Annotated in this window: 20 protein-coding genes; all 20 read left to right on the top strand. The window is 36.3% G+C overall.

The window, feature by feature from the left end; all coding sequences use genetic code 11:
* The first annotated feature begins 53 nt into the window (after positions 1-53).
* The 20 genes from FLUTA_RS20645 to amaB all read left to right on the top strand — a co-directional run bounded on the left by FLUTA_RS20645 (position 54) and on the right by amaB (position 20,025).
* Positions 54-1,976, top strand: a complete 1,923-nt coding sequence (locus tag FLUTA_RS20645) for a stage II sporulation protein M (RefSeq protein ID WP_013686029.1) — start codon at positions 54-56, stop codon at positions 1,974-1,976.
* Positions 1,969-2,871, top strand: coding sequence for a hypothetical protein (locus tag FLUTA_RS06335; RefSeq protein ID WP_013686030.1), 903 nt, complete (start codon positions 1,969-1,971; stop codon positions 2,869-2,871). Before FLUTA_RS20645 ends, FLUTA_RS06335 begins: the two co-directional genes overlap by 8 nt.
* The gene (locus tag FLUTA_RS06340; RefSeq protein ID WP_043023683.1) at positions 2,868-4,550 is read left to right on the top strand and encodes a hypothetical protein; all 1,683 of its coding nucleotides are present in this window, start codon (positions 2,868-2,870) and stop codon (positions 4,548-4,550) included. The genes FLUTA_RS06335 and FLUTA_RS06340 overlap by 4 nt, the downstream gene beginning before the upstream one ends.
* Entirely contained in the window at positions 4,547-5,662 is a 1,116-nt protein-coding gene (locus FLUTA_RS06345) for an AAA family ATPase (RefSeq protein ID WP_013686032.1), read from the top strand. The genes FLUTA_RS06340 and FLUTA_RS06345 overlap by 4 nt, the downstream gene beginning before the upstream one ends.
* Complete coding sequence (locus FLUTA_RS06350) at positions 5,662-6,993, top strand: DUF58 domain-containing protein (protein WP_013686033.1); 1,332 nt, start codon at positions 5,662-5,664, stop codon at positions 6,991-6,993. The genes FLUTA_RS06345 and FLUTA_RS06350 overlap by 1 nt, the downstream gene beginning before the upstream one ends.
* A gap of 18 nt (positions 6,994-7,011) precedes the next feature.
* Positions 7,012-7,305 carry a hypothetical protein gene (locus FLUTA_RS06355; RefSeq protein ID WP_013686034.1) on the top strand — a complete coding sequence of 98 codons (294 nt, stop codon included), beginning with the start codon at positions 7,012-7,014 and terminating at the stop codon, positions 7,303-7,305.
* Positions 7,306-7,799: 494 nt separating this feature from the next.
* A complete protein-coding gene (locus FLUTA_RS06365; RefSeq protein WP_013686036.1) occupies positions 7,800-8,351 on the top strand; it encodes an ASCH domain-containing protein in 552 nt (183 codons plus the stop codon).
* Between the two features lie 172 nt (positions 8,352-8,523).
* Positions 8,524-9,060, top strand: a complete 537-nt coding sequence (locus FLUTA_RS06370; RefSeq protein ID WP_013686037.1) for a hypothetical protein — start codon at positions 8,524-8,526, stop codon at positions 9,058-9,060.
* A 313-nt stretch (positions 9,061-9,373) separates the two neighbouring features.
* Positions 9,374-9,637 carry a hypothetical protein gene (locus tag FLUTA_RS06380; protein ID WP_013686038.1) on the top strand — a complete coding sequence of 88 codons (264 nt, stop codon included), beginning with the start codon at positions 9,374-9,376 and terminating at the stop codon, positions 9,635-9,637.
* 78 nt (positions 9,638-9,715) lie between these two features.
* Positions 9,716-10,297, top strand: coding sequence for a hypothetical protein (locus FLUTA_RS06385; protein ID WP_013686039.1), 582 nt, complete (start codon positions 9,716-9,718; stop codon positions 10,295-10,297).
* Positions 10,298-10,493: 196 nt separating this feature from the next.
* Positions 10,494-11,783, top strand: coding sequence for a T9SS type A sorting domain-containing protein (locus FLUTA_RS06390; protein WP_013686040.1), 1,290 nt, complete (start codon positions 10,494-10,496; stop codon positions 11,781-11,783).
* Between the two features lie 233 nt (positions 11,784-12,016).
* Entirely contained in the window at positions 12,017-12,598 is a 582-nt protein-coding gene (locus FLUTA_RS06395) for a hypothetical protein (protein ID WP_013686041.1), read from the top strand.
* Between the two features lie 57 nt (positions 12,599-12,655).
* Entirely contained in the window at positions 12,656-13,393 is a 738-nt protein-coding gene (locus FLUTA_RS06400) for a hypothetical protein (RefSeq protein ID WP_013686042.1), read from the top strand.
* A gap of 56 nt (positions 13,394-13,449) precedes the next feature.
* A complete protein-coding gene (locus FLUTA_RS06405; RefSeq protein WP_013686043.1) occupies positions 13,450-14,925 on the top strand; it encodes a hypothetical protein in 1,476 nt (491 codons plus the stop codon).
* Between the two features lie 151 nt (positions 14,926-15,076).
* Entirely contained in the window at positions 15,077-15,613 is a 537-nt protein-coding gene (locus tag FLUTA_RS06410) for a DMP19 family protein (RefSeq protein WP_013686044.1), read from the top strand.
* A 278-nt stretch (positions 15,614-15,891) separates the two neighbouring features.
* A complete protein-coding gene (locus FLUTA_RS06415) occupies positions 15,892-16,365 on the top strand; it encodes a hypothetical protein (RefSeq protein WP_043023689.1) in 474 nt (157 codons plus the stop codon).
* Positions 16,366-16,543: 178 nt separating this feature from the next.
* Positions 16,544-17,071, top strand: coding sequence for a MepB family protein (locus FLUTA_RS06420; protein ID WP_013686047.1), 528 nt, complete (start codon positions 16,544-16,546; stop codon positions 17,069-17,071).
* 240 nt (positions 17,072-17,311) lie between these two features.
* Positions 17,312-17,722 (top strand): DUF4259 domain-containing protein, encoded by a 411-nt coding sequence (locus FLUTA_RS06425; RefSeq protein WP_013686048.1) that lies wholly within the window; start codon positions 17,312-17,314, stop codon positions 17,720-17,722.
* A gap of 118 nt (positions 17,723-17,840) precedes the next feature.
* Positions 17,841-18,335 (top strand): hypothetical protein, encoded by a 495-nt coding sequence (locus FLUTA_RS06430; protein WP_013686049.1) that lies wholly within the window; start codon positions 17,841-17,843, stop codon positions 18,333-18,335.
* A gap of 133 nt (positions 18,336-18,468) precedes the next feature.
* On the top strand, positions 18,469-20,025 hold the full coding sequence (gene amaB / locus FLUTA_RS06435) for an L-piperidine-6-carboxylate dehydrogenase (protein WP_013686050.1): 1,557 nt from the start codon (positions 18,469-18,471) through the stop codon (positions 20,023-20,025).
* The last annotated feature ends 55 nt before the right edge of the window (positions 20,026-20,080 follow it).

Raw genomic sequence — 20,080 nt, forward strand, 5'->3', positions numbered from 1 at the left:
TCATCCGTTAATGCTTTCTAGATTCAATAAAACAACTATTTTTATCGAACTGCATGAAAGAAACCTCCTTCATAGAACAAAACAAAGAAAAGTGGAAGAAATTCCAGTCCTTAACTTCAAATCAAACAAGTGATCCTGAAGAAATTGCCGACTTGTATTCGGACATTACGGACGACTTAAGTTATGCACAAACGTTCTATAGCAAACGCACCGTTCGCGTTTATCTGAATCAAATAGCTCAAGGAATTCACAATTTGGTTCACAAACAGCGAAAAGACTCTTTCAAAAAGTTGTTTACTGTTTGGCGCGTTTCCATTCCACTAGAAATATACAGATCACGCAAAAACTTGCTTTTTGCACTATTTATTTTTCTTTTCTGGTCTATCGTTGGTGCTATTTCTACACATTTCAATCCTGATTTCCCACGAATGATTATGGGTGATCGTTATGTTGAAGTGACTTTGAGAAACATCGAAAAAGGCGACCCATTGGGTATTTATCACAGTGGATCACAAATTAGTATGTTTTTGGAAATTACCCTCAACAATATCACTGTTTCCTTCTACACCTTTATCGCGGGGATTCTTTTTACTGTTGGAACACATATTTTAATCTTCAACAATTCAATTATGTTGGGTGCATTTCAATATTTCTTTCACTTAAAAGGATTATTACTTGCTTCTTTCTTAGGAATTTGGATTCACGGTGCATTTGAAATTAGTTCCATAGCCATTGCTGGTGGAGCTGGAATTACCCTCGGAAACGGATTGTTATTTCCTGGTTCCTATACCCGATTGCAAAGTTTACAGCTCTCAGCAAAACGCGGCTTGAAAATCATGATGTCACTCGTTCCTTTTTTAATTGTAGCGGGGTTCTTAGAAAGTTTTGTCACACACAAGTACCAAGAATTAGCCGAATGGTCTAAATGGGCAATCATCACTATTTCCTTTGCAATTATCATTTTCTATTACATCATTTTTCCCATTGTTGTTGCAAGACGTTTCCCAGAATTGGTGCATGAAAGCAATCCGCCGATTAAAACGTATAAAAACGTTTTCGATTTAAATAAAATACGAAATTTCGGGCAAATTTTTTCCGATTCCTTCTCATTCTACCGTGTTCATATTGGCAAAATAATGCGCTACAATCTCGTTTTAACGATTCCGATTATTATTGCGATTGTCATTTTTCAAGATCTCACAAGGTATGATGAACTTACACATCAATACGAATACGATTGGGCGTCACAGTTGAGTATTATTATGGGATTTGGAGTGGAATCTATCAGCGATGTTGTCGTTACGTTTTTATGGACAATTATTCTTTCCATTTTTACGATTTCAATTCTGTATCACTTTAAATTTCAAGAAGAAAAAGCAAGTCTAAAAGCATTTCTACCTTACATGCTTCAAAAGCTTCCTGCTACTTGGCTCGGACTAAGCTTCCTCTTTTTAATTCTTTTCTACCTCCCTTGGTATTGGATGTTCCTTGTGTTATTCATTGCTCCATTCTTTTGGCTACAAGCTTCATCTATTGTTTTGGGGGAAGAACGCTTTGGAAAACGATTTAAAAATGGATTTGGATACGGAACAAAAAATTATGGCAATGTATTACTTGGGATTTCATTGATGTCTTTGGTATTATTCATTTTCGCACAACCAATAGCTTGCGTACTGAGTTACCAAGAAGTAAACTTTATGCGCACACCCATTCAAGAAGATTTGTTAGATAAACTGGCAGATTTCGTGAAAAATGTATCTCGTTATTACATGGCGGATTTCATGGTTCCAGCTAACATTGTACGTCAAATTTTCTATGTTCTTTTCATTTTGTTTACCCTTCCGCTTTTTGTCATCATGATGGGCTTTCAGTTTTATACCTGTCAAGAACAAAATCTTGCAACAGGCTTGAAAAAACAATTTTCCACTTTTGGAAAACGCAAACGCTATCAAGAAACCTCATTAGACTTTGATTAAATTCATCCTACATATCTTCCTTTTGACGTTTCCATTGGTTCTCTTTTCGCAAGTCCAGCGCAATAGCTCTGGCGGTGGCGCAAAAAAGGAGACCCAACAAACTCCTCGCGAGAAATGGGAACAGATCCGAGAAGAACACGGATACAAAAAATCAGAAAAATACAAAGGTCCAGAAACAGACGATTATCAAAGTCCTTCGACCATCAATGAATCATCTTCGAATAATTCAGGTACATCGAATGGAACTACAAGCCCGTATCAAGGAACTCCATATTCTGCAAAAGATTTAGAAGAAGGAAAAAGCGGTAAAAATGGAGGCAATGGAACAGGAAGTATTGAAGAAGATCCAAACATTGAACCATCTGATCCGGTAGATGTCCCTGATTTTGATGCGCCAGAAGGTCCAGACATCAATGCTCCTGATACTAGTTTCTCTGTAAATTTCTGGAAATATTTGGGAATAATCCTCGTATTGGTAGCCTTGGCATTTTTGATCTATTACATGATTAAAAACAGAAACCCACAAGGAACAAGGGCAATTCCGTTTGAAGCTTTAGTTGCCGATTTGAATCCAGCGGAAATTAGTAAGACAGAGCTTGAATTGAGATTGGAAGAAGCTACAGCTACTGAAAATTACAAGGAATGTGTGCGCATTTACTTCTTGTTTGCCATGAAGGAATTAACCAATCGCAAGTGGATTTTCTGGAAGAAGGAAAAAACAAACATGCACTACATCATTGAAGTGCAAGGAAGGCCAGCTGCACGAGAATTTGAGCAAATCGTTTCTATCTACGACTTAGTTTGGTACGGTGATTATGCCATCGATGCTACTAGTTACCAAACAATAGAACCACAATTGAAAAAAGCATACCAATCCATTGAAAACACTAAATGAATCGAAAAATAATCATATCATTTTTGGCATTTGCGTTATTTATTGGCGTGGTGATTTGGTTATTGGATGGAACTGCTGCTGGTGAACAAAAGGTAAACAAAAAATACAGTTCAGATTGGGATAGAACATACGAACTAAAAAATGCTAATCCGCGAAATATTTCCTTTTTCATGGATCTATTAAAGGTTCACGTAAAAGATTCGATTTACAACCTAAAATACTGGGGAGATTTAGATACAATTCCCAATCATGAAGAAGCGACATACCTCTTTATTGGAGATGATTTTGGTGTCTCAAATGATTCGTACGATTCCATCATGCATTATGCAGATAGTGGCGCTACGGTGTTTTTAAGCTTCAATTACATGACCACCAATATTTACGAAAGGCATTTTTACGAAAACGCATTCTATTGGGATTATAGCAGAGTTCTCTTTGCATATGTCGGTGATACTTCATTGCCTTATTACAACATCTATCAAAATGATACAATCAATGAAAATTGGTTTTCCTTTGACGAATACGGCATTATAGATACCAACTATCGCTCATACCTTTTTGCGATGAAGCATCCAATTGCCTTTTATGAGAAACATGCAAAAGGGAAAGTTCATTTACATTGCATTCCAAATTTATTTGAAAACTACCAAGTTATTCAGCCCAATGGATATGCGCATGCACAAGTCATTCTCAATAAAATCCCGAAAGATAAACCCGTTATATTCCTAACATGTGGAATTAATAAAGTGGACGATTACAGCATTGATTCAGATGAAGACGACGAAGGTGGAGCAGAAAAAGAAGATACTTCACTGATTCAATTCATTCTCAAAAATCCAATTTTACGACTTGCCTTTTTACTGTCCATCGTACTCATATTGGTATACGTCTTTTTCCGAGCAAAGAGAAAAGAAGATATTTTACCTGGACATACCGAAAAAAGAAACATGTCTTTGGCATTTGTTGAAACATTAAGTTCTATTTACATTTCTAGAAACTCTCCAATTGGTGTGCTTCAAGTGATGCGAAAAAACTTCTACGCAACGATCAATAAGCATTTCTACATTGACCTAAATCGCAAAGAAAACTTGAAGGAAAACGTAGAGAAATTGATTGAAAAAGTTCCTTACGATGCTGAAAAAGTGAAAGCACTTATTTTGAGTTTAGATTCACGGAAAAATCATGTCGACAATAAACACTTGGGTGAAGTGTACGCCAATATCCGAGAATTCTATATCAGTACCGGAATTCAGCAGCCAAGCAAACGGTTTGTTGCTTCCGACAAGGAAGTTGCTCTCAATAAATTCATCCTTATTGGAGCATTTATTTTGTTAATAGGAGTGATTACTTTATTCCGCGGACTGTATTTACTGGCAATGGGCGGTGGAGTTGGAATGTTATTCGTCATTCCTGCAATACTTCTGATTTATTTTGCTTCACGATACATTCGAATTCCTGTTGCGCTTATCAAGGCTAATGAAATCATCATATACGGCTTAGTAGCTGGAAAACGCGTCATTTCATTGAACCAAACAATACATTGCACCGTGGAGAAATCACGTATTCTATTTGAATGCGAAGATGGAAACTCCTTTACAATAAAACAGACGATGCTTACAAAAAAGGCAAAATCTGCATTGAATCAATTTGTTGAATTCATTAAACTTCATAAATCATGATCCAAGAAGGAAATGACGATTTAGCGGCTTACATGCCGAGTAACGAAGATCAATCAAACGAATCTTCTAATAATCCTGTAGCTCCAAAAGAGCAACCAAGTGCTTTGTCTCAAAGTCCTGCGCAAGAAACCGTGCCAGAAGCTTTTGTACAACGCGATCAAACCGAACTATTGTGGGTCGCTGAGAAAGTGAACCGCGTTCGTGAAGAAATGCGCAAATATGTGATTGGGCAATCTGAAATGATTGAATTGTTATTGGCAGGGATTTTTTCCAACGGACATATTTTGTTGGAAGGTGTTCCTGGAGTTGCAAAAACACTTTCTTCCAAAGCACTTTCAAAAGTATTGCATGTTGATTTTTCGCGTATTCAGTTTACACCCGATTTAATGCCTTCGGATGTGATTGGTACTTCTGTTTTCAACATGAAGGACAGTAACTTTAACTTCAAAAAAGGGCCAATATTCTCCAATATCGTGTTGATTGATGAGATTAATCGTGCACCAGCAAAAACGCAAGCAGCCTTGTTTGAGGTAATGGAAGAAAGACAAATTACGTATGATGGAACACGTTACGAAATGTCGTTTCCGTTTTTAGTGATTGCCACTCAAAACCCTGTTGAGCAAGAAGGAACATACAATTTACCGGAAGCTCAATTAGACCGTTTCTTATTCAAAATCAAATTGGATTATCCAACCTTGGAAGAAGAAATGCTCATCTTGACACGCTACAAAGAGCAAATTAAATCCCCAGATTTAGAAAATATCCTGTCTGTATTCACTGCTGATGAATTGCGCAAAGTGCAAACGGTTGTAGAAAAAATTATCATCGAAGATCGCTTAATACAATACATTGCTCAAATCGTAAACAAAACAAGAAATCATTCTAAAATCTATTTAGGAGGATCTCCACGTGCTTCGCTTTCGATCTTGAAATCTGCCAAAGCATTTGCAGCCATTCGCGGTAGAGACTTTGTAACTCCAGATGATATTCAGTTTGTAACGATTCATGTGTTGAATCACCGATTGATTTTAACTCCAGAAGCAGAAATGGAAGGAACTCGCGTAGAAGAAGTTGTTCGCGAAATTGTTCAAACAATCGAAGTTCCTCGTTAATGAAATTCTTGGCAAGCATACATCTCACCCGTTTCTTTTTCCTCGTAGGAGGAATTGGAATCGCGTTAATTGGAGGAGCATTTTTCGCTCCTTTCCTCGGCATCATTGGTAAAACAGTTTTGTTTGTACTATTGTTTGCCGTTATTTTAGATGTCTTGCTTGTAAATGTCAATAAAGAACCCATTCGTGTGCAACGCAAATTTCAACAGCGCATGAATTTAGGGGATGAAAACAAGGTTACGGTTTCGATTCTCAATCAAACACCGCAACCCCTTCAAGTTGGAATTTACGAGGGCTATCCAGTCTTCATGCAGAAAAGAGCTTCTGTTTGGAATGCGCTTTTACTTCCGAAGAAAACCAAAGAGTTCAATTACTCCTTCACTCCCACTGAGCGCGGAGAATACGAATTCAGAAACGTTGTTATTTTTGTTCGATCGACTTTGTTTCTTGCTCAAAGACGACTGATTATTCCATTGGTTGAAAAGATTGAAGTCTACCCGTCTGTTTTGCAAATGAAGCAATACGAATTGAAAGTTTTCAATCAACAAACGGTTTCTCAGGGAATCAAAAAAGTGCGACGGATTGGAAACACCAGTGAGTTTGAGCAAATTCGGAACTACGTTCAAGGAGATGATTTCAGAACGGTAAACTGGAAAGCAACGAGTCGGAAAAATGAATTGATGGTCAATCAATACCAAGAAGAGCGGTCGCAACCTGTTTATTGCGTCATTGACAAAAGTAGACCCATGCAGTTGGCATTTCACAAAATGACCATGCTGGATTATGCCATCAATTCCACCTTGGTATTCACCAATATTGCTTTGCGAAAAGGAGACCGAGCGGGTTTAATTACTTTCTCAGACAAAATGGGATCCATTGTTCCAGCAGAGCGGAATCAAGGGCAGTTGAAACGCATTTTGGAAAACCTCTACAATCAAAAAACATTATTCAAGGAAGCGAACTACGAATTGTTGTATCAAACGATTCGCAAGCAAGTAAAAACACGGTCTTTGCTCCTGCTTTTTACCAATTTCGAAAGCGAATTTGCCATGCGCAGAGCTTTGCCCATGCTGCAACGGTTGAACAAACGACACGTTTTGGTAGTCATTTTCTTCCAAAACAACGAATTGCAAGAATTGGCGCAGCAACCCGTTCATTCCATGAAAGAACTCATCGAAGCAACGGTGGCCGATAAAATGTCGAACGTGAAGTGGAACATAGCCCGCGAATTACGCAAAAATGGCATTCAGACAATTCTTTCAAAACCCGAAGATTTGTCAATCAATTCGATCAATAAGTATTTGGAATTGAAGGCAAAGGGGGTGATTTGAAAAGTAACTAACCCGCCTATGAAAAGTGTTACTATTATTTTTATCTCTGTATTAGCGTTTGGCTTAGCTTTTTTAGCCTGTGATCCTAAAGCTGAAAAGATAAAAGCTTTTAATAGTTTAATCAGTACGTCTACATTCCAAGATACAGTAATCACCTACTCTTTATTCAGCGATTCGCTTATTTTGGAGTTTGCGAAGGAACCCAAAATGAAACATTGGTACGGCGAAATTTCCTTAATCAAATCGGCCCCTAATGATGGTATATTGTATATTCCATTTCCAAATAAGACCCGAGAACAAATGGGCATCTGACAATTAAGCAAAATAAATTGACTCTTACAGGCTTTCATATTCCATCTGATTCACTTCACCAGTATTGCATACATTTTCGTGCCGTGCCAAAGATTTTAGGATTTGTAAGCACAGGAGAGATATACACCCCGTTGTATCTCTTTAGCTCAAACTCCGATGGTTCGAATAAATTAGAAGTCAATAAGGACGTTAAAGATTTCAGAATTACCTCATTTGACCTGGTTAAACTCAAAAACATGTCTCCTGGGCTAAGAGATTTCTGCAGAGACTCCATTAAAAAAGCTTTTTATACTACCATTACGGATCTGGAAATTGAAGAAAGTAAATGAGCTCGAAATAGAATAACCCAAGAAATTATACTGGGGATCAACCTGTTTTGGAAATCGATTTGATGAGAACGGGATTTAGATTAATTTAGCACTTTAACACGATCTGATCCCAAAGGGTCGGGACAGGAACTCGCGCTAGCTTGGGATGTAACCAAAAAATAAACTGTGTCAAAATTAATAATTCCTTTTATTTTAATAACCTTAATATCTTGTAATCAAGATAAAAAGGCAATAATTACGAGTCATAAAAACAATTATGAAACCAAAAATTCTATGAAAGAATATTGGAAAGAATTTCAAAAAAACAATAGTGAATATACTAATATTGAACAACCTCCATCTTTTTTCTTTTGTGATAATAAAAAAGAAGCTGATGAATGTGCCGACCTAGTCGTTCAAAAAATTAAACAAGCTACCTCACCATCTGTATGGTGGTTTCAGAAAAATAATGAACCATTTCCAAAAATTGGAGATATTGCTATTGTTACAAATTGGGACGGAGAACCTAAAGCAATAATAAGGACAGTAAAAGTAGAGATCGTTAAATTGAAACATATTACACCAGAATACGCTCAAATTGAAGGTGAAGGAGATAAAACATTGGATTATTGGAAAAAAGCACATTGGGATTACTACACCAATGAAATGAAAGAATTCAATGAATATCCGAGCGAAGAAATGGAAATTGTATGCGAATATTTTGAAACTATTTGGTGAAAAACTTGGCTACTGCTAAAAATCCCCAAGCTGGCGCGAGCAGCTGATCAAACTGTTTTGGAAATCAATTTGACGGGAATAGGATTTCCGTTAATTTAGTGTTTTAGCACGAGCTTCCAGCTCGCACTAGCTTCGTGGTAATTAAAGAGCTAAAATAAAAGTCTATTAAAAAATGTCTAATACAGGATTCTCATTTAAATCTTTATCAAAAGAGTCTAATATCGTTGCAAAAAATCTTGAATTAAGCTTTTTTATTTTAATTACAATATTTGTTACCAATACTTTATTAGCCGAATCTAATCCAACAGATATACTCATTAAAAGTATTATACTGGGAGTAATCCTTATTTTTGAGTTGCGGTTTATTTATAAGTTATTCAAAGAGCCAACGTTTTTAGAGATTTTTAATGGTGAAATTATTTTACGACCATCGTTCTTTCTTTTTAAAAGAAAAATCCCAACAGTAGAAATAATTGGATATTCATCCATTGTAAGACCTTACTTTTTAAATAGAGGAAGGACAAAATTTAAATATTCAGCTTACTTATTGTATCTCAAAAATGGAAGAAAGGTTCTAATAACAGAATACTACTATTTAAATTTCAACAAATTCAGTAATGCCTTTAGAAAGAATGGATTAAAGTTTTTAGGAACCGAAGAAAATGAATGGAGCATCATGAGGAGAAAATTTAAATACGATAAAACATAGCTCCTTGTTAGCTGGTGCTTTCTCAACCATCCGTGTTGGCGCGAGCGGGAGAAATGGATGCCGAATCTATTGTTGTCAAAGAATTTGGCACCCGTAGCTCATTAGACCGAGGTAGAATAATGTTTGCAATTGAAGACATCACTAGAATTGATGCTGGAGGATTATATGAAATTGGATTGTTGAAAGTTCATAAAAAGAAAAATTAATGCTGATAGAAGCTCATCTTCCAAGCTGGTGTAAGCATGTGAGTTTCATCACAAGCTTTTCTAAAAATCTATAAAACACGATAAGTACTAACAAATCCCATCTGCCCATGAATTTTAATGGTCTCAATAATTTAACTTTCTATTTTGGTCTTGCCGCTTTGGCGATCATGTTAGTTTCTCTTATTGGAATTCTTTTGGGGCTTAAATTTAGAAGTATCGGTTACAAAATAGTTGTGCTTGTTCTTTCACTTGGTGCAGCGGTTTTGTCGTATTTCTGTTTCCGACATGAATTCAATTTCCCTATGATTGGATCCTTGTTTTTAGTTGAATCTTTCATTGGTTTCACAATTATTTTCGTGCGTAAACCATAAACAAAATAAGGTTTTTATATGTTGGAACAGCCTTATAAAATAAACGATTAGAGTAACTAATTCTTACTGACGGAAAAAATGGAAGAAACTTCAAAGAAAATTAAAAAGCGAAATCCAATCTGGATTTTCTTTATTATAGTATTCGCTGTTATTGTTGTTGTTATTGACTTCCAATTTTTTCAGTACAAATGGCGACCTGAAACACTTACTTTATTGGTTATTTATAGCTTATGTGCCCACATCCTTGCCATTGGATTATTCATCTATTTAATCATTTATACAAGTAGCTATCTAATACATAAAGCCTTAAAGGTTATTGCAATAATAGCAACATCGTTATCAATCTTGGTGCTGACATTATTGATGTTAATTTTCCCCTTACTTCCCCCTACGCCAGAAATTACACTGAAACCAGAAGGAACTAATCATGTCTATTATTTGTATCCGCAATCAGGATTCTTTACCAGAAGGGGGTATAGTGTCTATGTTCCAGATTCAGATTATACGATGGTACTATATGACGGAGATGTTGCAATGGATTTTGATACCGCTTATGTCTCGAAGAATACTTACTACATCAAGTTTGACGGTATGGATCGCCTCTTTAGAGCAGAATCTGACCATTTGTACTCCTTTGACTTATCTAAACCTCAATATTGAATACCTCAATCATAGTAATCCTCCTTCATCCAAATTCCCCCAACCGAGAACAACATATCTAATTCCGAAATTACTCACAGAGTATCCGTTTATTATCAATTACCTACATTAAAAACACGATTTATACACCTTTACTAAATCAAAGTGATAAAACTTGTCAAGAATCAAAAAACAAATTACATTGGCAATAAAAAATATGAAAATAAAATTAACCTTAATCATCCTAATGACCTCTGTTTATTCGTTTGCACAAAATGGTTGGTCTATTTGTAATACACCAACTTTCGATGGAAGGGTTGACGATATTTTCATGGTCGATTTTCAAACAGGCTATGCTGTATGCGGTGATGGAAAAATTGCCAAAACAATTGATAGTGGGGATAACTGGATTCAAATTCATAAAGACACCACTATTTATTGCCGTTCAGTTGAATTTGTAAATACCCAAAAAGGGTTTGTTGGTTCATTTTCAACTACTGGTACAAATGTTCTTCAGAGAACAACCGATGGAGGAACAACTTGGAGCGACCTCACGTCATTATTGCACCCTAAAGCTAAAAAAGGCATTTGTGGTTTAGCTGCTGCTGATCCGAATACTATTTACGGCTGCGGTAATTGGTTTCAAGATTCAGCATATATTGTAAAATCAAATGACGGAGGAGATAGCTGGAGTTTTATTGATATGTCTGCATATGCAAGTTCATTGATTGATATGCATTTTATCAGTAAAGATACCGGATTTGTAACAGGAACTGGGCTACTTCCATTACAGAACGCTGTGATTCTTTATACCACTGATGGAGGAGTAACTTGGTCTTATAAGTTTCAAAATACGACCCCCAATGAATTCTGCTGGAAAATTCAACATTTAACCAACAATATTTATTTTGCATCTATTGAAGATTTAACATCAGTTCCAGCAAGTATATTAAAATCAATGGACGGAGGAATGTCATGGACGATTCATCAGGTAACTTCTACAAGCCAAGACATTCAAGGAGTTGGATTCATTGATTCCTTGAAAGGATGGACTGGTGGAGGAACTCTTTCATTTGAAACAAATGACGGTGGAATTACATGGGATACCATTTTTATTTGTTCTGGTATGAATCGCGTATTTAGAGTAAATGAGAATCTTTTATTTGCATCAGGCTTTAATAGAATATGGAGGTACGATCCAACTGGAACTGCCAGCATTAGTGAAAGTAAACTGGTTCAAAATCACACAACGATTCATGTCAACTGTTATCCAAACCCTGTTAACGACAACCTGACAGTTAAAACCTCGCTTTCAAAATCTACACACTCATTACTTATTCTGTTTGACGCAGCTGGTAAAGAAATCAAGATTATTGATAATACAGACCGACCCAAAGGAGATTATACATACAATCTCAATACAGCTGATTTACCTCGAGGAAATTATTTCATCATTTTGAAAACGCATGAAGACAAAGCGACGATCAAAATTGTGGTTAATCATTAGTGGTCTATTTAAAACAAGAATGCGAAAAGGGGATTTGAAAACAGATAACACTATTTTATCTATTTCTCCAAACTGGAAAGGATAGTTCGACAACATTTCTTTCACAACCAGAAACATTTTTGCTCTGAAATTGTAACTTTAAACCTTTCTCAAAGAGAATTGAATTACAAGTGCATAATTACAAATTTATGCACTAAGAGCATTAACGCTTACAACAATTAATCATTCATGCTATGAGCATTTTTCGTAAACATAAATGGGGATTAATCCAACTCGGTGTTTCAATTTTAGTTGTTGTTGGTTGGCTAAAGAAACCAATAGACGAAGGTCAGGCAGGAAAAGATAGTTACTTTTTGATCTTCATTCTGGGAATTATTGTCACCATTTACTCCATAAGGGCTTATTGGGATTCGGAACTGAAAAAGAATGAAAAACGAATTCCATTTTTCATTATCATTCTTACCATTAGTGGTATTTCAATTGGTAGTGCAATTATCAAATCTATCGATAAAAAAAGAAAGCCATTAATCATTGCTACGAATGGGTATAATGAGCGAATTATTTTGTACAAAGACAATACCTATGTTTTTAAGCATCATGAAGCAGAATGGACGCATTATGATCGGGGAACTTACCGAAGGTTGAAGAACAAATTTCAACTGGACAAGAAAATTTTTGTTTCGATAACAAAGACAAGGGATTTTTACATTTCTGGAGACTCCCTCTATGTATTATCCAAATATCCAACAGATACTATTGTTTTTAAAAAAGGTCATCCTAAATTTCATTTCAGAACAAAAGTGATTAGTGAATGATTGAAAATTGTAACTTTATATCCATTGAGGCCATCGCTTACTTACAAAATAGCCAAAATGAAAAAAGAAACTACAGCAACCAATTCAATAGCGCTAGTCGAGGATCCAACACCAGATAGGCGAATAAAAAGTGCGCATTTATTAACGGACCCGGAATCGCGTTTGGATTCCCAGTTAGCGAAACCTCATCCTATCAGTGATTCAGATGTTCCTTATCGCGATTTGACGAATGCTGAAACCAAACGCGCAAGCATCGAGAAAATTATTGACAAACTGGATGTGAAGCACAATCTAAGATACCAACGAACCATTGATGATACCTATTGCAATGTGTACACGTATGATTTTTGCTATTTCGCACAAGTATATCTTCCAACTGTGTGGTGGACGGCGGAATCACTTGAAAAAATACTGGCAGGACAAGAGGTTGAGCCTATTTTTGATCAAACCGTTGCCCGTATCTACTCAAGTGCGATTCATGATTGGCTTTTAATGTGGGGAGCCAGTTTCGGATGGAAACGGATGACGGACCTGGATGAAATCCAACGGAAAGTAAACGAAGAAGGTGGAGTTGGAATCATTTGCGCCAAACGGAAAATAGTCGGACTTTCTGGACACATTGCTCCCATTGTTCCTGAAACTAGTGCGAAAAAAGCATACCGAGAAAATGGGGTTGTTATCTATCCTTTGCAATCGCAAGCAGGAAAATTGAATTACAACTACTTTTCGAAAGCCAGAAAAGATTGGTGGAATCACGAGCGGTATTCCTCTCATGTTTTCTATTACCACGATTAAACGAACATTTTTCAGTAAAATATCCATAAAACACATTACTAAGCCAAGAAAAATAAATGAAAGCAAATCAGAAACAAAACTATTACTGGGGAATTGGATTAGAAAACGAAACCTATATGCAATTCGAAGAATCAATCATTGTTTCTGGTGCATTCATACAGGAAAAAATTGGCTGTGAACGTTACAGTATAGATTACAGAACTTGCTATAAATCTGGCGGTCTGGAACATCTATTGGAAACTGCTTTCGATAAGACTAAAAATTATACCGTAAGTCGAATGATTAATAGTCATTCACTGGATAAACTGGATTTAAATTACCAACACAAGACTTTAGCAACTACAAAACCAGTGGTCGACAACCCAGAATACCTCGGAAAATCAATTTTAGAGAATTTTTTGGAAACCCAACCGTACAACATTCAGAGTATGCTCACTCAAAAAAACAATCCAATGGGATCTGTAAATTTTGATGGCGATTCGATTGAATTTGTAACGAAATATTTTGAAAATAGAACAATATCAGATTCGTGTGATGAGCTAGCAGCCACTAAAAAGCTGTTCATAGATAAAATCAATGAGTCAGCTGTCCTAAACGGAAAATTACATTTCCCCAATTACAACATAGGACTGAATATGTTTATGTCCAATCAGGATCACCTTGTTCTGTTCAACAATGGGACTTACCATTTTCACATTACGCTGCCAACGCTGACAGAAAATAGCAGAATCATAGATTATCCCGGTTTTGACAAGACACATTCCAATGCCATCTACTTGCTGCAATGGTTTGAGCCTTTTTTCATATCAACACTAGGCAGTCCGGATATTATGGACACCATTAGCAAGAAGCACAATCTGAATGAAAAATTCGCTTCAGGCTCCATGCGAAATGCCATGTCTCGCTATACCGGAGTTGGTACGTTCAACAAAGCGATGGCGAAAGGAAAGGTTCTGACCTACAACGTGGACGAATTCAGAAAGCTCCTGAAATTTGGCAAGGAAGAAAACATTTGGTGGCGCGATCAAGTTGAATCAGAACTGGACTATGAATTGCTTTCGGATGTTGGTTTGGATTTCAATCAGGAAAAAATGTACCAAAGCGGTTTTGAATTTAGAAGCTTTGACGAATTCCCAGCAACTTACTTAAATGATGTTCTTCATGCGATTGTTCTAATTTGTGAACACTCTTTAAACCTTCCAAATGTAACGTGGGGACATGATTCTGTTGTGTGGAATAATTTAGTTTTCAAGTCATTAAAATATGGTTATTTGACAGAGATAACCAAAGAAGAAAAGAAAGAAATACTCGATTTATTACAGCTTTCATCACACAAAACGGAATTTGAGACAATCGGGATGCTTGACACCTTTTTCTTCAAAATTCTAGCCGTTTTGCACGATACATACAAAGACAAAAATGTATGCATCGACGCTATGTGTGGTCAGAAAATGAATGCAGCTCCAAGCTGGGATAATTTCAACAAATACCAAGTGGAGCAACATTTGAAGCAGATTGAGGGGCTTGAGTAGGAAATAAGTGATCACTTATCCTATTTTTCAGTATTTTGGCTAAGATTAACAAACCTGCCTCTATTCATCTCGTACGGCTGTTTATAGGAAGGTTTGTAGCGGGTATAAATAAGTTAGCTGCAAGCATAGAGAACCCGGAAAGAATGTAGATATGCAAAAAAGCAACAAATATGATGGATTATCGTGGATGACAGAAGAAATCCGAAACAATTTATTGAAACGAGATAAAATTGTTGAAGAGCAAGACATTGAGTCATTATTTCAATTAGTTGATAATTCAGATTTTTCAATTGCTTTACATGAAATCTTGGTCAATCGATACGAAAAGTCACCTGAAAATTTAACTCCTATAGAACTTGATTTATTCCTTGTAATGCACTTAGAAAACGCTGGACAAGCAGATTCAATATTGACTTTCTTACAAGAATGGTATCCTCAATATTCGGACAAAGTAATAAATTCCTTGAACGAAATAGGAGCAATAAAATCGTCTGAAATTATTAAACAAGCCGTTGAAATTCTACCTAAAGATGGAAGCTGTTTTTTTAAAAGTGCCAGCGAAAACGAACAAGATTTAATGAGAGACTTAGATAGACAATTTTCAAGTTATCCAGACGGAAACATGAGAAATTTGTATAGAAAATATGCAGACAAGTATAGAAATGAGATTTTAAATACAAAAAAATAAAATGCCAGCCTATAACAGCACCTACCCAAAAGTGGCGGTTCAGTGGTTAAATCAAGCTTTGTGCTTCTATCAAAGTTTGTGCTTGGCTGATAGTGAATCGCTTCGAAATCGCCACCTACGCCAAGCTGCAAACCGTCAAACTGTCTAAAAACCCCTTTATGAGAATTAAATATTCGGATAGCTGTCAACGAGATTTTTCATATATTCAATTCTCAGAAGGTGAATTTTGGTTTTTAGACAGACTGCCGTTAGGTGAATAATTAAACCCGAGAATTGAAGTGAAAAAACACCTATTCGTAATATTAAGTATCGTAATTGTTATTTTAAATCCTTGGCTATGGAAATTTACTAAAGAATCCATAAATCTGCCAAATTACAATTTCATTCTATCTGCATTATTAGCCTTTATTGTTGGACTTCTGTACTTAAAACTGAATGGAAGGATTATTCAATTATTGCTAATTGTTCTCATTATACTTCCCATAAGCATTGAACTGATGTGGTATATTTCATTCAAAATTCACTATGCAAATAATGATGTGCATATGGAAGCATTTGGCGTTTACCCGAGAGAAATGTATAGAGATTTTAATTCCTATTTTGAATTTGCTTATGGAAATGGTAATTGGAAATACAGAATGAATAGATTAATATTTGAAATTGCAATTTGGCTTATCCTTTCAACACTATTCATTTTTATAAAAAGAACAAGGATTTCAAAATATCAAAACGAAAACATTATAGATCAATAAAAACACCTCTAACACTGGTTTGGCTAGATGCCTCCAATCTCGCTTCAAAAAAACGATTTTTATAAAAGAAAATAATCTAACTTCGAGTTTGGGTTTACTTTAAAAGTTCGCAACCTCGCCAAGCGCGAGACCGTTGGCGGGGATTGTAGAGTGAAACGAAAAAGAACAGACGTAAATTATGACAACTGAAAACACTCTTTATGCTGACCTGAAGGTTGTAAAAGAATTGGTTTATGACAAATGTGGTTTCAGGTTGACAAATCTAAAACTGAATTCAGAAAGTATTGAATATGGAGCTTGCTCATTTGAACTTGACGGACAGAAAATTGAACATAGGATTTCTAAAATTACGCCAACAAAGACAGGACAATTTGTAACTATTTGGAAACGAGACAAAAATGGCGTAACCGAACCTTTTGACATTTTAGACGACATTGATTTTATTGCTATTACATCAAAAAGTGGTGACAACATTGGACAATTTATTTTCCCAAAATCAGTTTTGGCTGACAAAGGAGTTATTATACAAAACGGAAAAGGTGGAAAACGTGGAATTAGAGTTTATCCATCGTGGGATACAGTAACAAATAAACAAGCAGGAAAAACGCAAAGTTGGCAGACAAAATATTTCGTAATAATTAACAACGACAACACAACCGACTTTGACTTGACAAGAAAAATATTGAACAAAACAAACAGAAATTGATAGCGAAAAAAACAACGAACCGCCAACAAGGGTTTTGCGCATAGGTGGGCTGATCCCGAAGGGTTGGAACAAGATGTCAAAATTTTAGCGATAGTTTTTCGATTTAACTTTAGTAATAATATCGGCTTTTGTGCTTCGATTTACCGCCCGAACACAAAGCCCAAAAACGTTGGTGGTAAATTTATACCCACCTTAATCTGGCAAAAAAACAATAACTAGTAATTAAAAAAGAACAAATTTATGGGAGCTTGGGGACACGGAATATTTGACGATGACACAGCATATGACTATGTTGATGAAATTGACAATTCAGACAATCCGAAAGAAATTTTTAAAAACGCTTTTGAAACTGCAATGAATGCTGAATATTTGGAATATGACGACTGTCACGCAGTAACAGTTTCAGCATCATATATTGACAGCATTCTTAATGGAACAAAACCGAGAGTGGACGCAGAAGATGAGAATTTCTTCCAATTTGTAGAAAAAAATAAACATTTGGATGTAACAGACTTAAAGCCAAATGCTGTAAAAGCATTGAAAGTAGTTATCAGTGATAATTCGGAATTAAATGAACTTTGGACAGACAACGAAGAACTTTACCCAAAATGGAAAGGGGATATCGAAGAATTGATTGAGCGATTGAAATAAAAACTACCGCCAACATCAACTAAAAGCCACCCGCTGAACAAACCACAACGGAGAAGCCCTCACTTCAATCGTTAAAAAGCACAATGGGTTTTAATTTTAAAAATCTAATTTTACAGGCATGTTTGAACGAAAGTTATATATCGCCATACTTCTTGGTTTTTTTATTTTATCCGGAATAGGAATGTGTTTTGGAAATCCCGAAGAAATTCCTTGGTCGGATTGGATTAGTGAAAAAGGAAGATGGGTTTTAATTCTCGGCAATTTATTATTTCTCTTCTTAGCCATCCGTCAATTGCGAATCTGGAACATATCCGTAGGAGAAAACGAAATTTACCTGAAACGTTTTTTAGGTTCAAAAAAGATTACCCTTCTAGAAAAAGAGTTGACTTCCTTTCATGTGGAATTACATAAAGATCCATGGTGGATGAAAGGCCCACGAACAACAATCCTCATAACCCTTCATACCACACAAGGAACAATCACATTAAACTCATCAGATTATTCGCATTTTGACAGCACATTAGCGAAATTATTTTCTAAAAACCGACAAATGCACATGGAATGTCTTCGGAAAATCTCAACGTTGAAATCCAAAAAAAATCCTCGGAATTAAAAGCGACAAAGACTCATTTAATCATTCATTGAGGCAATCCAATCATCCTTAACATTTATTCGCTTGATAATTCCTTGACACTCACTCCTAGTCACTAAAATTGTGTAATTTTGCACAAACTAATCGAATAAGAATGTCAGCAACAGCAACAGATCTTGGAATACAAGAAACATTAAAAACATTGGGAATCGAAGCGGTAAACCGTGGAGCTTCAACAGGAGGATATTGGTTTAACACACGTGGAGCGCAAATCGATTCAGTTTCGCCAGTAGATGGAAAAATAATTGCATCTGTTTCTTCCGCAACAGAAACAGAATACGAAGCAATCGTATTAAAAGCACAAGAAGCATATCACTATTGGAGAATGGTTCCTGCACCAAAGCGTGGAGAAGTTGTTCGCCAATTGGCAGAAAAAATCCGTGAGAAAAAACAAGCTCTTGGAGAATTGGTTTCTTATGAAATGGGGAAATCATTGCAAGAAGGCTTGGGTGAAGTTCAAGAAATGATCGACATCTGTGACTTTGCAGTTGGACTTTCTCGGCAATTGTACGGTTTAACGATGCACTCTGAACGCGCTGGACATAGAATGTACGAACAATACCACCCATTAGGAATCGTAGGAATTATTTCTGCATTCAACTTCCCAGTTGCGGTTTGGAATTGGAACACAGCTTTGGCTTGGGTATGTGGAGACGTTTGTATTTGGAAACCATCCGAAAAAACGCCTTTAACAGCAATCGCTTGCCAGAAATTGACACAAGAAGTTTTCGAAGCAAACGGAGTTCCTGAAGGAGTTTCTTGTTTGTTAATCGGAGATGCTGAAATCGGAAAATTAATGTCGAACGACACACGCATTCCATTGATTTCTGCAACAGGTTCTACTCGCATGGGTAAATTGGTTGGTGAAGCAGTTGGAAAACGTTTGGGTCGTCATTTATTGGAACTAGGTGGAAACAACGCCGTAATCATTACAGAAAGCGCTGACTTGAAAATTGTAGTACCAGGTGCTGTATTTGGTGCAGTTGGAACAGCAGGTCAACGTTGTACTTCTACTCGTCGTTTGATTATTCACGAATCTGTTTATGATAAAGTAAGAGATGCGGTCGTAAACGCTTACGGACAGTTGAAAATTGGGAATCCATTGGATCAAAACAATCACGTTGGACCACTTATCGATAAAGATGCAGTAAAAGCTTATCAAAACGCGTTGATTCAAGTTGTTGAAGAAGGCGGTAAAATATTGGTTGAAGGAGGAGTTCTTTCTGGTGAAGGATATGAATCTGGATGTTATGTAAAACCAGCAATTGCAGAAGCTCAAAACACCTTTAAAATTGTTCAGCACGAAACATTTGCTCCTGTATTGTATTTGATGAAATACTCAGGTGGTGTAGAAAATGCAATCGCTGTTCAAAACGGAGTTCCACAAGGATTATCTTCAGCAATTATGACGAATAACTTGCGTGAAGCAGAAGCATTCTTGTCTCAAGCAGGTTCTGATTGTGGAATTGCAAATGTAAATATCGGTACATCAGGTGCTGAGATTGGTGGAGCTTTCGGTGGTGAAAAAGAAACTGGAGGTGGCCGTGAATCTGGTTCTGATGCATGGAAAGTATATATGCGTCGTCAGACCAACACGATCAACTACACAGATTCATTGCCATTGGCACAAGGAATCAAATTTGATTTGTAAGAAATCTATAAAAATAAACAAGAAGGGACGCCACGCATGGCGTCCCTTCTTGTTT

Origin of the sequence: Fluviicola taffensis DSM 16823 (genome assembly GCF_000194605.1) — a bacterium.
Taxonomy (GTDB): Bacteria; Bacteroidota; Bacteroidia; order Flavobacteriales_D; family Crocinitomicaceae; genus Fluviicola; species Fluviicola taffensis.

Coding starts and splice junctions, on each gene's coding strand:
- FLUTA_RS20645 (WP_013686029.1), top strand. CDS start 54: ATGAAAGAAACCTCCTTCATAGAACAAAACAAAGAAAAGTGGAAGAAA.
- FLUTA_RS06340 (WP_043023683.1), top strand. CDS start 2,868: ATGAATCGAAAAATAATCATATCATTTTTGGCATTTGCGTTATTTATT.
- FLUTA_RS06345 (WP_013686032.1), top strand. CDS start 4,547: ATGATCCAAGAAGGAAATGACGATTTAGCGGCTTACATGCCGAGTAAC.
- FLUTA_RS06350 (WP_013686033.1), top strand. CDS start 5,662: ATGAAATTCTTGGCAAGCATACATCTCACCCGTTTCTTTTTCCTCGTA.
- FLUTA_RS06355 (WP_013686034.1), top strand. CDS start 7,012: ATGAAAAGTGTTACTATTATTTTTATCTCTGTATTAGCGTTTGGCTTA.
- FLUTA_RS06370 (WP_013686037.1), top strand. CDS start 8,524: ATGTCTAATACAGGATTCTCATTTAAATCTTTATCAAAAGAGTCTAAT.
- FLUTA_RS06380 (WP_013686038.1), top strand. CDS start 9,374: ATGAATTTTAATGGTCTCAATAATTTAACTTTCTATTTTGGTCTTGCC.
- FLUTA_RS06385 (WP_013686039.1), top strand. CDS start 9,716: ATGGAAGAAACTTCAAAGAAAATTAAAAAGCGAAATCCAATCTGGATT.
- FLUTA_RS06390 (WP_013686040.1), top strand. CDS start 10,494: ATGAAAATAAAATTAACCTTAATCATCCTAATGACCTCTGTTTATTCG.
- FLUTA_RS06395 (WP_013686041.1), top strand. CDS start 12,017: ATGAGCATTTTTCGTAAACATAAATGGGGATTAATCCAACTCGGTGTT.
- FLUTA_RS06400 (WP_013686042.1), top strand. CDS start 12,656: ATGAAAAAAGAAACTACAGCAACCAATTCAATAGCGCTAGTCGAGGAT.
- FLUTA_RS06405 (WP_013686043.1), top strand. CDS start 13,450: ATGAAAGCAAATCAGAAACAAAACTATTACTGGGGAATTGGATTAGAA.
- FLUTA_RS06410 (WP_013686044.1), top strand. CDS start 15,077: ATGCAAAAAAGCAACAAATATGATGGATTATCGTGGATGACAGAAGAA.
- FLUTA_RS06420 (WP_013686047.1), top strand. CDS start 16,544: ATGACAACTGAAAACACTCTTTATGCTGACCTGAAGGTTGTAAAAGAA.
- FLUTA_RS06425 (WP_013686048.1), top strand. CDS start 17,312: ATGGGAGCTTGGGGACACGGAATATTTGACGATGACACAGCATATGAC.
- FLUTA_RS06430 (WP_013686049.1), top strand. CDS start 17,841: ATGTTTGAACGAAAGTTATATATCGCCATACTTCTTGGTTTTTTTATT.
- amaB (WP_013686050.1), top strand. CDS start 18,469: ATGTCAGCAACAGCAACAGATCTTGGAATACAAGAAACATTAAAAACA.